Below are 12800 nucleotides of genomic sequence, written 5' to 3'. Positions count from 1 at the left end.
TGGGGGTGGGCTGTACGGTTTCGTAGTTCACTTCTGTGCAGGAACCCCACATACCGTTGTGTTGAGGTACCGATATGCGATACCTATGTATTCGTTTGTTTTCGGGTCGCGTATTGAACCGTTTTCGGGATCGACGTATCCGCCGGTATTGGGGTCGATCAGTGTGCCGTCGTGGTTTTTGATCAGTCCGGTCACCGGATCGACGCTGGGGGTCTGGGGCTCAGGTGTGGGATTGCCGTTCTGCGTGCCATTGCCGTTTTGTGCTGTGTCGTTGCCGTTCTGTGCATTCGACTTACTCTGGTTCTGCGCATTCGAATCCTCCGGAGTCGATTCCGGAGCTTGGCTCAACGGCTTGTTTTCGCGCAGCTTTGCCCAAATCTCATCGGCGTCGGCGGTCCATACTCTTCGGTTTGGATCGTCAGGTGCCGGAACCACGGAGATCGTCTGTGCATAGATGTGATCGACCTTGAGGTTCTTCATGCTCATTGCCAATCCGACCAGCACCGATAGGTCCGCCAGCCCCGATGAAATACTCAAAGAATTCAAAGCTGATCTGGAAAGCCGGTACAGTTGACTGCTGTCAGTCAGTAGATTCAGCGAAAGAGCTTTGTTCATCAACTGTTTAATCAGATATTGCTGACGCGTGGTGCGCATGATGTCCGTGCCGTCGGTTCCGGTACCGTGGCGCATGCGGGCGTATTTTGTCGCTTGCGTGCCGTCCAGGTGCTGCATGCCTTTATGAAGGTCGAGCCATGTATAGTCATCGTGCGTGTCCACGGGAATGCACAGATCGACCCCGCCGATGTCGTCAATCATGTTTTTAAGTCCCTCGAAGTCCACGATCACGAATTGCTGAATGTCCAAGCCCGTCAACGAGTTGACGGCATTGACCGTGCAGCCTGCCGCACTGGCCAAATCCCCACCGGTCTCGTACCCGCTGGCGAAGATGGAATTGAACATCACATTGTATCGTGCGGGTACGGTTCCTTTGGATGTATGACATGCAGGTGCGTCGACAAGCGAGTCGCGAGGAATCGAGACAATGTTGATGTATGAACGGTCAGCGGCTATCTGCACGACCATGGCCGTATCGGCGTTGTGCTCGTCGTCGTTGTCTTCGCCGCCGCTCAATGAGCTATTGCCGGCTCCGGATCGCGTGTCCTGACCGAGCACCAGCAGATCGATCGGCTTACCGGCGTTGGGATCGATGATCTCCGGCTTTTTGTGGCGGCCGTTCTGCTGGATGATCGTAATGGCTCTTGGCGCGATTGCCAGAGCAGCCAGACCGGCGCCAACCGCGGAGCCGATGGTCACGAGAACTCCGACCAGAGTCATCGACACCACGCGACGTACCCGATGACGCACTATATAGGCGGTGCCATGCTTGGGCGTGGTCTGACGCCATCCGTTGATGTTGGGTATCGTCTTGTCCTTCATGCGGTGGGATGCCACGCTCGGCCGCCTTTCTTGCCTTCCGTTCCAAATAGGCCATTAATCCATGGGAGGCTGCATTCGACATTAGTTCAAGCTTATATTAGGACGTGGCTTTGAATTTTTCAGACTTATATATATCCGAAGTGTGTGGGATGTTGATGAGAACTATTGCAATATAAGCCTTTGATGCAAATGTGGAGAATGGGTAAGTAATCTGACGACTGAATACGGCGCGGGTGACACGTGGTTTTCCTGTGGTGCAGCATGTCAGATGAAGGCCACTTGTGAGCCCTTCGCGTACACTGGAGGTCATGGGTTCCAATGGCAGAGTTGATATTCAGAGGATTGTGGGCGATGAAGTGGCTTCCCGCCCCCGTCCTTCAGGGCAACTGGTGGACGGTCAGGTCGCCGCGGTTATCGCCGTCGAATCGGATATCCGCTTTTTCGCGGCGACTTTGAGGGCCGTATTCGCACAAAGCGTATTGCCGGGTGTCATTCTTGTGATTGATTGCGCGAATGGTACGGCGCCCTCCTCGCGTACGGTTTTTTCGGTTGGGGACGATTCGAGCCGCAAGCCGGGTTCCTCTGATTCCAGGCTTCGAACCGACGGTATGGTTGATTTGCAACTCATCCACGTCAGTGGCGCCAAATCCTTCATGGATGCGGTAAGCAAGGCACTCAAGCGCGCCCAGCTTGGAACGGCGGTGGAGGCGCTCTGGCTGCTGCATGATGATTCGCGACCGGCCGATTCGCATTGCCTTGAATCTTTGATCGAGGCTTGGCGTAACACCCCCACGATTTCCTTGATCGGGGCCAAGCAGTTGGATTGGGATGCCCGGACGCTGCATGATGTCGGCGCCTATTGCGGCAGGCATCGTCTGCATACCCTGGTGGTTGATGGAGAACCCGATCAGGAACAGTATGACAACCGCGGTGATGTGTTTGCCGTGAGCCTGTCCGGCGCCCTGCTCCCTCTGGAAACTCTGAAAATCACGGGGGGTGCCAATCCTTGGTTCGGCACTTTCGGAGAGGAGGCTGATTTCTGTCGTCGCATCTGCCTTTCGGGCGGTCGCGTCACAGTGGTCCCGAAAGCTGGAATCGCGCACCGCCGGGCGCGGTTTGAAGGTGTGCGTTCAAAGACCGGCGAACCTTTGGATGATGGCGCTCCTTCCGATGCTGCAATGCACCGCTTCGAAGCCGCCGATCGATACTTCTACACTGACATTGCCGCCCCATTGTGGCCATTGGTGTGGCTTGCCGGCCTCGTGGAATCCTTGGTGCAGGCCGCGCGGTCGCTGGCGGCCAAGCAGCCATATGAGGCCTGGGTGAAGCTATGCATGCCCTGGCTGATGCTGGTGTCGATGCCCATGGCCTTCATGGCCCGTCCCAGAGTGCATGGCACGCTGAAGCCATCGTCATTCAGGCACGGCGCACTTGCGGCCGACCGACATCAGATAGCGGAATATCGGCACAGGCGTGCGGCTTTGATCAGCCAACGGCACACCGTGTTGCTTGGCCCTTTGGCAAAGGCGCATCTACGATCCCGAGCCATACGTCGGTTCAGCGGCGCCGCCGCGCTGGCGTTGCTTTCATTTGCGGTTTTGGCGTATGTGGATTGGAACGTGCTCTGCAAGGCATTGTCGGGGGCGAGCATTGCCTCGTCGGCACTGTTGCCAAGTGCGGTGGGATTCCGGGATCTGTTCGTCGCGGCCACTACGCCTTGGGCATTCGGTGTGGGCATTGGGACGCATCTGCCGCCGACTGCCTGGCTTGTGGTCTGGCTGCTGGCTTCCGTTGTCACATTGGGTCATCCGGTGGCTGCACTGGCGCTGCTTCTCTTCGCCTCTGCACCGGCTATGGCGTTGGCGTTTTGGGCTTTGGCCGGTATTTTCACCCGTTCTGATGGTGTGCGGCTGGCTGCTGGCCTTGCATGGTTTAGCTTGGGGTGGGCGACCGGTCTGTTCCAGACGGCCAATCTCCCCATGCTCATGGTGATGGTTTTTCTGCCTGCCGGCTTTGCGTTCACGTTCCGGGCGGTGGGCATGTATGTCACCGAAGATCCGGTGCGCCCTCATTGCTCGGTACAGGCGGCCGCATGTGCGGCGCTCTGCTTTGTGCCGGTGGTGTGTTCGGAGCCGCAATTGCTTTTCGCGCTGTTCGTCGTGTTCATCATGTTCTTCGTCGTCGTACGCTCCCACAGGACCATGCTGTTGCTTATTCCGCTTCCGGCCGTGTTCGCCTTGGCGCCCACTTTGGTGGGTTCCGTCCGTCATGCGCAGGAGGGGGCCTGGAGGCAGCTGTTTTCCGATGTGATGGCCGCGTCTTCCGGTTCATATGCCCCGCAATCGCTTAACCTATGGGGTGTTTTGATTCGCTGTCTGGGGCTGCCCCCCTCATTGACGGCCCACGGTTCTTTCTCCTGGGGAATGTGGTCGTTGGCCGCCGTTGCTGTGTCGTTCGTTCTGGCATTGTTGTCCGTGGTCTCGCTGTTCCTGCCTTCGGCATTGCGCGTCTCACGGCTGATGTGGGGTGCCGTGGCTTCCGGTGTGTTGCTCGCTTTCGTCGCGGTGCGCACGGCAGTGGGCGTCAATGAGAACGGCATTGTGGGCGCATCGGTTTTGCCGGCGTTCGCGCTGGTGATGATGGCTTTGATTGCCTGTACCTGTCTTGTCGCAGGTGGCGCCGTGAAGCGTTTTGCCGCACTGAGGCTCACGGATGGCCAAGCCTCATCGGCCGGGGCGGACGTGCATGCGTCCACGATAAGAAAGGCTGCTGCTCGTACCGGGCGAGTGGTGCTTTCGGTGGCTCTGGCGGTGGGGTCCGTGATTTGGGCCGGATTCGGTTTGACATATCATCGCAACACCGTAACCAGTAGTGATGCCGGTCTTCCGACGGTTGCGGTGGACTATTTGCAGCGTGACGCAGGGCACCGGATTTTGGCACTCAAGGCCGAGCCCGGAGACCGCGTGAAATTCTCGGTCATGCGTACCAGGCGAGGTGATCTTGTGGACGCCTCCACGGCCGCTGCGGTCAACGATGCTCTTGGTAAGGTGGACGCCTCGCAGCAGGTGCTGGCCACTGCCGGAGCACGCCTTATGTCCCATGGCGACGACGAGGCGGTCGCTTCGATAGCCAACCTCGGCTTCGGCGGTATTTATGTGGTTGACGACGGTGCCGCAAACGGCAGGGATGCGAGACGTAAATTGGTTGGCAATCTCAACGCAAGTGAGGGTGTGCAATCCTTGGCGACAACCTCGGGGGGAACGTATTATCAATTGTCGCAGACTATCGCGGCAAAGCGAGCGGTCGATCTGCGGGGGCTCAATCAGGCGCAAAGCGGACTGTGGCGTAGTGCGTGGGTGGTGATGCTGGCTGTGGTTGCGGTGATCTATGTGCTTGTCGCCATTCCAAGATTCCGTCGGTTCGGGGAGGAACAGGCATGAACGGTGGTGCTTCAGATATGGAATCGGAAAAGCAGACACGGCGGAGGGCGCCGTGGGGTCGATTGATCTTCGGCATGGTGACCAGTGTGGTTCTGGTTGCTGCTGTTCTTGGCATCTGCATGACGCCTCTGCCTGCCGGACTTGTCGACAAGCCAAAAGGTGACGCGGCTGCCACACGGCGCAGAGTCGACCAAACTCAGCTGATGTATTATTGCCCTTCCCGTATGGCTTTGTCCGATAAAGGGCAGTACGGCGATAAGGAGTTTCGGGCTTCCGAGGGCAATCAAGCCTCTGCGGGCAGATATGCCGCGTTTGGGTCGGTATACAAGGCGACTGTCGGCCCCCTGCAGGGCGAGAACGCATCCGGGGCGCAGACTTTGCAAGGGAATGACACGACCGAGGAGGCCACGGTCAAGATGTTGTCCACGTCCGCCGATGTCTCCAAGGCTTTTGATGTGCGTCTTCTGGCGGCGAAATCAGGCACCGGAGCGGTGGGAACCACGGCTTCCTGGGCCACAAGGGGTGATTTGACCGGACTTTCGGCCGCTTCCTGTGCGGCTCCGTCAGCCAGACAGATTTTTCTGACTGGACCGACCACGGAAGGGAACACCCAGCAATTGTTGGTGGCCAATCCTTCGGCCAAGGCCGCCAGCCTGAACATACGTGTCTGGGGTAGCAAGCAGGGTGAGTCAATCCCGTTGTCCACGGGCAGCACGCTGAACGTGAAGGCTTATGGAGAGGCCTCAATGGAGCTGTCGTCCGCGGCTCCCGACCAGGATGGGTTGTATGTGGAGGTTATCGGCAAGCAGGTGCCGGTAGCCGCGATAATTCGTAGTGTCAAGGCTTCGGGGCTTACCGCGTTGGGTTCGGATTTCTCCGAATCCCTGCCGAAACCGGCCGGGCGAATTCTCATACCCGGCGTCAAAGCCGGTGATGCCGTCACCATGATCGCCCGAGCTGATAAGACGACCGAGGCGACGTTCTCCTGGGTGAATTCAAACGGAGTCGTCGAGGCGGATCGTCGTGGTCTTAAGGCAGGCAAGGTGACGACCGTGAACCTTTCCAAAGCGCCGGATGATGCCATAGGAATCGAAGTCCAAGCCTCATCGCCGATTTCGGCCTCTGCGTTGACCAACGTCTCCGATGATGGCGGGAGGATGGACTTCGCTTATGCTGTCCAGGGCGCGGCTTTTGGGCGCTCCGCCTTGACCTTACCGGATAAGACTGAAGGCGAACTGACAATGCTCAATTCCTCTGATGCCGCCACAAGGGTGCAAATCAACGGTTACGACGCGCAAGGGGCATCCGCAGGGGTCAAGGAATACACTCTTCCGGCGCATGGTGGTGTTCGTCTGCAAGCCGCCGAGCTGCACGAATCGGCGGTCGCGTTCACCGTTTCGTGCGATCAATCGGTGGTGTGGAGTGCCAGGCTTTCACAACACGATCTTGACGATGCTTCGATTCCGGGGGTTGCCTATGTGTCGTCGTCGGCATTGGAACCGTCGAATGCGCAGATATTGGTGCGTGCCGACCGCTCCATCGTTCACTGATTCGATTCCCGTGTGCGATTGCCAATCGAATCCCGTCCTGGTGGGCTCGCTGGCCGCAGCCGCTTCAGAAATCGATTCCGGTCCAATCTGGATCGATTTCCTCAGGTCTGCGGCCATATAGATCGGCGAGGCGCGCGACGAGGGCATCACGGATTGCCCACTGCATCTCTGCATAGTTTGGGTGGTGCGTCTGAATGGGCATGCGGTAGAGCACGATACGGGCCGGAATGCCAAGTTCGGCGGGAAAACAGTGGGAGATGACAACCCTTCTGCTCTCCCAAGGCACCGGTTCGGATGGCGGCACATCCTCGACCGCAAATTGCACAGGTTCGACCAATTTGGGCCAAGCCTGAGCCAGGCGGCGTATCTGCGAGGCCACCATGTCGTCGAACATGCCGCTGGAAGTGCGGTAGCGCGGCAGGCGTACGCCAAAGGTCGGGGTTCGAGTCCCGCGTCCGTGACGGTTACGATAGATATGACTTTGCCAAGGTGGGCGTACCATGCCTTCACTGTAGAGCTTGGTGCGGGCATTCTTGTGGTATCTTAGGAAGTCTGAAACAAAATGAAGGGCAAGTCTATGTGGCAGGGTGATGGTGCGCCGGTGCCTATCCGGCGGGGCGAGGATCTGACCGGTCTGGACGATTTCGTGCGGGGAACGAAATTAGTGGCCTTCGATTTGGATAACACGCTTGCTCGCTCCAAGCGACCGATGAGTGCGGAAATGTCTTCGCGTTTCGGCCACCTAACGAGGTTGGTTGATGTTGCGGTTATCACCGGCGGAAGTCTTCAACTGGTCAAAAGCCAGGTGCTCGATGTGCTCTCCACGGATGCCGATCGCACCCGTCTGAATATCATGCCCACCAGCGGTAGTCGGTATTACCGTTGGCGGGCCGGCCAATGGGAGTGCGTCTATCATATGGACATGCCAGCCGAGGACCGCAGGCATGCCATTGAGGCTATCGAACGCCGTGCCCGCGAGCAGGGGGTGTGGTCTGAGCGGGTCTGGGGCCGGCGCATCGACGATAGGGGTACGCAAATCACCTTTTCGGCTCTCGGCCAGAAGGCACCGGTGCGGGCTAAGGAGCGTTGGGATCCGGATAATGCGAAGAAGGATCGATTGGCTGATGCCCTAGCCGTCGACCTGCCCGATTTGGTGGTGCGTGCAGCCGGGGCGACCAGCGTGGATATCTCGGCCCGTGGCGTCGACAAGGGGTACGCCGTACACAGGCTGGCTGATTTTCTGGGCATCGACGTACATGATGTGGTTTTCATCGGTGATCGCATGGAGCCGGACGGCAATGACTATCCGGCGGCGATGGCAGGCACGAGGCCGATTTTGGTCACTGGCCCCGATCGGACTCTTGCTGTCTGCGACGGGCTGATCGCCGCAATGTCGTAATGGTGTCGGTCGGCGGTGGATAACTTGGAATCTCCGTCCACAGCATCCCATCTGGGTTGACTGCGCGCGGGTGTGCCTTTTAGCATCATGGGCATGACGAATTTGATTCTGATTCTCAAGGCTTGGTTTGAAGCCATTTTTGGTCTGGTGGTGCCACGTGGCTGCGCCGGGTGCGGGCGGCCTGATGATGTGTTGTGCCCTCAATGTCAGGCGTTGTTCCGACAATGGTCAGTCAGGTGCGTTCTTCCGGGTTGCTCATCCCGAGGCTACGCCTGTGGCTGGTATCGTGGGGCGGTGCGTCGTGCCATTCTGTCCTGGAAGGACCATGGTGATCAGGAGTGCGACGGAACGTTCGCGAGGGCTTTGTCCGATTTGACCCTGACATTGCTGCGTGAGGACTGTCCGGATTGCAGGCAAGTGGTGTTGGTGCCGGCGCCCTCTTCGCGATCATCCATGCACAAGCGAGGACGTTGGCAAATGATGCCTTTGGTGCGACGCATGAGATTCACGCTGTCTGGCACGGGGCTTGACGTCGAGGTCAGAGCCGCACTGAGGTTGGAAGGGGTTGCCGGCAAGTCGGTTCAGACCTCCGGCTCCTTGGCGCGTTCCAGCCGCATTGCCGGTCACATTCAACTGGTTGACGGCGCTCTGGATGGCATTGAATCCGAGACGGTCGTTGTTGTGGTTGACGACATCATGACCACCGGAGCGACGATGGGGCAGTGCGCCCATGTTCTTGAATCTGCCTACCATGCTCGCGTGATTGGCCTGGCTCTGGCGATGACGGCGCCACGGGGGTCGGATCGGCAATAACCGCCCTTATAGTCATGGAACCTTAACGTCCCAGGGTCTTCGCGCAAAGCGATTGATATAGCAGCCCGGCGTTATAGTACCCATGAACGATTATTGAGCAAAGAAAAGGTGATAGACATGGCGGATGAACACAAACCACAGCCGGAGAGTTTCCAACTCGACCATACCAAGGTGAAGGCGCCGTATGTGCGTTTCATCGATACCGAGCAGGGGCCCAACGGCGATGTGATCTCGAACTACGATCTGCGACTGGTGCAGCCTAACGAGAATGCCATCCCCACCGGTGGCCTGCATACCATTGAGCACACTTTGGCCGTTCTGCTGCGTGAGCGCATCGAAGGTTATATCGACTGTTCCCCGTTCGGTTGCCGCACCGGTTTCCATCTGCTGACCTGGGGTGAGCACAGCACCGAGGAAGTGGCCAAGGCCCTGAAGGAATCATTGCAGTTCATCGCCGACGAAGCCACGTGGGACGATGTGCCGGCCACGGACATCAAGAGCTGCGGTAATTACCGTGATCACAGCCTGTTTACGGCCAAGGAATGGTGCAAGGACATCCTGGCCAAGGGCATCAGCTCCGATCCGTTCGAGCGCAAGATCGTCTGAGGGAACTCGTTGACGGCGGTCATGTCGGGTGCTCCGCTTGGCCGCTTTTTTGTGTTGTGTTGTGTTGTTGTGGGTTGTGATGGGCATTTGTTGGAACGCTCATAGAGAAGGTGATGTATGACTCAGGGGGATTCGTCGACTCGAGTACGGGTTGCGGTACCGGCCGATTATGAAACAATCATGGCCAACTACGCGCGTGCGCGTGATCTCATGGCCCGGACGGGCAATCCGAACCAATGGGGCACGTCGTGGCCGCCTGCGGATTTGGTGGAACAAGACATTCGACAGTGTCGGGCGATGGTTCTGGTGGATGCTGAGGGTGGTGTCGAGCGAATACTGGCTCAATTTGCAATGTTCGAAGGTGCGGAACCCACGTACGCCCATCTGGCGCAGGGCAGTTGGCTTGACGACGCCCCGTACGCTACGATGCATCGGTTGGCCTCCTCGGGCTTGAGGCCGCACAGCGCACGAGCCTGTCTTGAGTGGGCTGTCCGGCAGTATGGCAACGTTCGTTGCGACACGCATCCGGACAACCTTGCCATGCAGCATGTCTTCGAAACCTGTGGCTTTACGCGCTGCGGCACCATAAGCGTCAACGACATGGGCGATCGGGGTCATGTCCGCATCGTCTATCAGCGCCACGATCGGTAGACGCCAGGACGGGTTCGGCATCCTAGGTAATCAACGGCATTGGCTTGCTCTAAACGATTTGACCCGTTTTCGTCAGCGGCACGCGAGACAATACGGGTTATGACGTTAAGTGCACTGGAACCTTGGCGGTTCTCTTCCCGGTTGGGCGAGGCCCATTATCAGTCCGCGCTGCGCCGCTACCCAGGGCAGGCCATCGTTGATCTTAAGGCGATGCGCGACAATATGCGGCTTTTGGTGGACCGTGTGGGCGGGCCTAAATCCAATACCGCGGTCATGGGTGTCGTCAAGGCCGACGGCTACGGGCATGGCTTGATTCCCGCGGCTTTGGCGGCCTTGGCGGGAGGGGCCACATGGCTAGGCACCGCCCAGCCGCGCGAGGCGCTGCTGTTGCGGATGGCCGGCATCGGCACTGATCGCTGCCATATTCTGACGTGGGTCTACAACGGGGCGCATGCACCATTGGCCGAGCTCATCGCCAGTGACATCGACATCTCAGTGGGCTCCCTCGATGCCATCGACGCACTGGCGGCGGCTGCAAGAAAAACGAACAAGACGGCACGGGTGCACGTCAAGGTCGACACCGGATTCGGGCGTAACGGATTTACTGAGGAGGGTTTCGATGCCGCTCTCGACGCTCTTGTCCCGCTCGTCAAGGAAGGCGTGATTGACGTGGTGGGGCAGTTCAGCCACTTCTCCGTGGCCGACGCTCCCGACGTGCCCGAATTCGTGGAGGTGACCAATGGACAGCTTGAGACGTTCAATCGTTTCACGGTCCGTATGGAAAGGGCGGGCATCCCGCCCCGCATTCGTCATCTCGCCAACACCGCGGCGACGCTGACCCGCCCCGACACCTGGTTCGAGCTGGTGCGCCCCGGCATTGGACTTTACGGCTATGAGGCGGATCCGGTGATGGGTGGTCCGGCCGACTATGGACTGACCCCGGCAATGACGTTGCAGGCCCAGCTCGCCACCGTCAAGGATGTCGGTGCCGGCCACGGCATCTCCTACGGCCGCACCTACCTGACCGACGATGTTACAAGCACGGCGATCGTTCCTCTGGGTTACGCGGACGGGATTCATCGTTCGGCCTCCGGCTTCGATGCGAGGGGTGCCAAACATGTCGATAAACCTGGTGGGCCAGTGCGGGTGATGACCGACGAGGGGCCGCGGATCATGCGGGTGTCGGGAAGGGTCTGTATGGATCAGTTCATCCTTGATTTGCATGGTCGTGCCGATCAACTCGGGGTGCGCGAGGGCGATACGGTGGAGCTTTTCGGGCCAGGTCGCGGTGAGGAGTATTGCGAGCCCACTGCCGACGACTGGGGACGGGCGTCCGGCACGATCAGCTATGAGATCTTCGCCTGTTTGCGCAATCGCATTCCAAGGCTGTATCTTCATGCCTTTGATGTTTTTGACGCGCGGGATGTCGCCATGCTCAAGCCGGGAACCTTGTTGTAATGCGATGATATGTCGATATATGGTTATGGCGTGGATAGGGGAGCGGCATGATTGATTCGGACTCCGAAATGCCGGGCGAGGGCTATAGTGCCTCCGATCGGGAGCGTTGGGCCGTCGAGCCGCCCAAATCGCAGTCCCGTACTGAATTCCAACGTGACCGCGCGCGCCTGATCCATTCTTCGGCATTGCGGCGATTGGGCGCCAAAAGCCAGATTCTGGTGGCCGGAACCGATGATTTTGCGCGCACCCGGTTGACGCACACCCTTGAGGTGGCGCAGATCGGTCGTCAGATCGGCTCCATGCTCGGCTGCGACCCGGACGTGGTCGATTGTGCCTGCCTGGCTCACGATCTGGGACACCCTCCTTTCGGACATAACGGTGAGCGGGTCCTGGCCGGTATCGCCTCCTCCATCGGAGGGTTCGAAGGCAACGCCCAGACGCTGCGTCTTTTGACTCGTCTGGAGCCCAAGGTGTTCCGCGCCGATGGTCGTTCGGCAGGAGTGAATCTTACCCGCGCCTCTCTTGATGCTGCGGTCAAATATCCTTGGACGCTGGCGCAGGCGGAGGAGCGTCCGCAAACCGGTCGAACACCGAAATTCTGTGTGTATCCGGACGATGTCGAAGTGTTCGAATGGCTCAAGGCCGGAGCGCTCGACAATGCGGTCCCCATGGAATGCCAAGTGATGGATCTGGCGGATGACATTGCCTATAGCGTGCATGATTTCGAGGACGCCATAGCCACCGGGGCTTTTCATCCGCTGGCTTTGGCCGATCCGCGCATCATCGACAGGGTGGTCGAATCGACGAGAAAATGGTATGGGCAACGTTGGGACCCGGACGGTCTGCTCGCGGCACTCGGCCGGCTCAAGGAACTTGGTATGTTCCCGGCCCACTTCAATGGCTCTCGGCGGGCCTTGGCACAGTTGAAGAACATCACCAGCTCGTTGATAGGACGTTTCGCGGGTTCCGTGGAACGCGCGACCCGCGAACAATATGGGAATGGGGACCTGACCCGATATCGCGCAAGCGTGGTTATTCCGCAACAAACCGATTATGAGATCGTCGCCCTTAAAGGCATAGCGGTTTATTTCGTCATGGAGCCGCGTGAGCACGAACCGTTGCATATCGAGGAGCAGAAGGTCGTGGAGGATCTGGTCGACGTATTCATGGCCGAATCGCCACGTCCTTCGGATGCGCTGGAGACCGTGTTTCTTGAGGATTGGAACCGGTGCGTCAATGATGATGAGCGCTTGCGGGTTGCGGTAGATCAGGTGGCGAGCCTGACCGACGGGTCGGCCATGGCGTTGCATTCCATTCTCTGCTAGAACCGGGTGCGTGAAAGTCCGTGACACGCCTCGAATGCCAATGTTCCCTATCATGTATATTGAGGCTTGCCGTTCAGCGGACGGCGCGTACGTCGTTCCAAAACCACGGCATTGTGTAGAG

The 12800-nt window shown here is 58.7% G+C and carries 10 protein-coding genes; 8 read left to right on the top strand and 2 right to left on the bottom strand.

Annotated features, from left to right (window positions below; translation table 11 throughout):
• Positions 1-27 precede the first annotated feature (27 nt).
• Positions 28-1452 (bottom strand): LCP family protein, encoded by a 1425-nt coding sequence (locus BBOH_RS02740; protein WP_033521111.1) that lies wholly within the window; start codon positions 1450-1452, stop codon positions 28-30.
• A 293-nt stretch (positions 1453-1745) separates the two neighbouring features.
• Here BBOH_RS02740 and BBOH_RS02735 point away from each other — a divergent pair, with 293 nt between their 5' ends.
• Together BBOH_RS02735 and BBOH_RS02730 are read left to right on the top strand one after the other, a co-directional pair.
• Positions 1746-4877, top strand: a complete 3132-nt coding sequence (locus BBOH_RS02735) for a glycosyltransferase family 2 protein (protein ID WP_033521112.1) — start codon at positions 1746-1748, stop codon at positions 4875-4877.
• On the top strand, positions 4874-6427 hold the full coding sequence (locus tag BBOH_RS02730) for a DUF5719 family protein (protein ID WP_033521114.1): 1554 nt from the start codon (positions 4874-4876) through the stop codon (positions 6425-6427). The genes BBOH_RS02735 and BBOH_RS02730 overlap by 4 nt, the downstream gene beginning before the upstream one ends.
• A 64-nt stretch (positions 6428-6491) precedes the next feature.
• Here the strand turns inward: BBOH_RS02730 and BBOH_RS02725 are convergent, their stop codons facing one another.
• Positions 6492-6929, bottom strand: coding sequence for a metallopeptidase family protein (locus BBOH_RS02725; protein WP_074428471.1), 438 nt, complete (start codon positions 6927-6929; stop codon positions 6492-6494).
• Positions 6930-6989: 60 nt separating this feature from the next.
• On the opposite strand from BBOH_RS02725, the gene BBOH_RS02720 reads away from it, so the two are divergent.
• From BBOH_RS02720 to BBOH_RS02695, 6 genes are all read left to right on the top strand, one after another.
• Positions 6990-7826, top strand: a complete 837-nt coding sequence (locus tag BBOH_RS02720) for an HAD-IIB family hydrolase (protein WP_044098090.1) — start codon at positions 6990-6992, stop codon at positions 7824-7826.
• A gap of 93 nt (positions 7827-7919) precedes the next feature.
• Positions 7920-8639 (top strand): ComF family protein, encoded by a 720-nt coding sequence (locus tag BBOH_RS02715; RefSeq protein WP_143242333.1) that lies wholly within the window; start codon positions 7920-7922, stop codon positions 8637-8639.
• Between the two features lie 117 nt (positions 8640-8756).
• The gene (locus BBOH_RS02710) at positions 8757-9245 is read left to right on the top strand and encodes an S-ribosylhomocysteine lyase (RefSeq protein ID WP_033521115.1); all 489 of its coding nucleotides are present in this window, start codon (positions 8757-8759) and stop codon (positions 9243-9245) included.
• A 117-nt stretch (positions 9246-9362) separates the two neighbouring features.
• Complete coding sequence (locus BBOH_RS02705) at positions 9363-9896, top strand: GNAT family N-acetyltransferase (RefSeq protein WP_033521117.1); 534 nt, start codon at positions 9363-9365, stop codon at positions 9894-9896.
• 99 nt (positions 9897-9995) lie between these two features.
• Positions 9996-11354 (top strand): alanine racemase, encoded by a 1359-nt coding sequence (alr, locus tag BBOH_RS02700; protein ID WP_033521118.1) that lies wholly within the window; start codon positions 9996-9998, stop codon positions 11352-11354.
• A gap of 47 nt (positions 11355-11401) precedes the next feature.
• Complete coding sequence (locus tag BBOH_RS02695; RefSeq protein ID WP_033521119.1) at positions 11402-12679, top strand: deoxyguanosinetriphosphate triphosphohydrolase; 1278 nt, start codon at positions 11402-11404, stop codon at positions 12677-12679.
• Positions 12680-12800: the final 121 nt, after the last annotated feature.

Source organism: Bifidobacterium bohemicum DSM 22767, from assembly GCF_000741525.1.
Taxonomy (GTDB): Bacteria; Actinomycetota; Actinomycetes; order Actinomycetales; family Bifidobacteriaceae; genus Bifidobacterium; species Bifidobacterium bohemicum.
Note: the sequence above shows the minus strand (reverse complement) of the source record. Positions and strands in the feature narration are given on the sequence as shown.

What these genes read in the sequence shown, in the direction of transcription:
- BBOH_RS02730 (WP_033521114.1), top strand. Translation starts at nt 4,874, where the DNA reads ATGAACGGTGGTGCTTCAGATATGGAATCGGAAAAGCAGACACGGCGG.
- BBOH_RS02715 (WP_143242333.1), top strand. Translation starts at nt 7,920, where the DNA reads ATGACGAATTTGATTCTGATTCTCAAGGCTTGGTTTGAAGCCATTTTT.
- BBOH_RS02705 (WP_033521117.1), top strand. Translation starts at nt 9,363, where the DNA reads ATGACTCAGGGGGATTCGTCGACTCGAGTACGGGTTGCGGTACCGGCC.
- BBOH_RS02725 (WP_074428471.1), bottom strand. Translation starts at nt 6,929, where the DNA reads ATGGTACGCCCACCTTGGCAAAGTCATATCTATCGTAACCGTCACGGA.
- alr (WP_033521118.1), top strand. Translation starts at nt 9,996, where the DNA reads ATGACGTTAAGTGCACTGGAACCTTGGCGGTTCTCTTCCCGGTTGGGC.
- BBOH_RS02735 (WP_033521112.1), top strand. Translation starts at nt 1,746, where the DNA reads ATGGGTTCCAATGGCAGAGTTGATATTCAGAGGATTGTGGGCGATGAA.
- BBOH_RS02710 (WP_033521115.1), top strand. Translation starts at nt 8,757, where the DNA reads ATGGCGGATGAACACAAACCACAGCCGGAGAGTTTCCAACTCGACCAT.
- BBOH_RS02695 (WP_033521119.1), top strand. Translation starts at nt 11,402, where the DNA reads ATGATTGATTCGGACTCCGAAATGCCGGGCGAGGGCTATAGTGCCTCC.
- BBOH_RS02720 (WP_044098090.1), top strand. Translation starts at nt 6,990, where the DNA reads ATGAAGGGCAAGTCTATGTGGCAGGGTGATGGTGCGCCGGTGCCTATC.